The following is a 331-nucleotide window of genomic DNA, read 5'->3' as shown; positions in this document are numbered from 1 at the left end:
ATATCTGTTACCAGAATTCGGATTGTTCCATACTATCCGGCTAGAATTTCTAATTCTAATCTAACGTCACGTACTAGTACCTCATAACGTGAATTTAATAACCTTAAGTAATAATCAGTATCAAGTTCACCATTAATTTTTGTATATACTGATTCTAGATTAAGAGGAAGCGAATGTTTATCCTTAGCTTGCTGACTTACTTGAGGAAAGTATTGTGCAGGAGTCGCTGCGCGAATTATATTATTAGCTGCCGAGGATATATAAGTTCTATTTAATGGGCTATTTAATTTATTCTTCTTGTCAGACCTAATGGTTTTTGAAGATTCAAATA

Annotated in this window: 1 protein-coding gene; it reads right to left on the bottom strand. The window is 32.9% G+C overall.

What is annotated here, in order from left to right; all coding sequences use genetic code 11:
* Positions 1-32: 32 nt before the first annotated feature.
* A partial coding sequence (locus J4D97_RS23330) for a hypothetical protein (protein ID WP_208309671.1) occupies positions 33-331 on the bottom strand: 299 nt, incomplete at its 5' end.

Origin of the sequence: Hymenobacter defluvii (assembly GCF_017589435.1) — a bacterium.
Lineage (GTDB): Bacteria > Bacteroidota > Bacteroidia > Cytophagales > Hymenobacteraceae > Hymenobacter > Hymenobacter profundi.
This window is presented reverse-complemented; position numbering and strand designations above follow the sequence as displayed.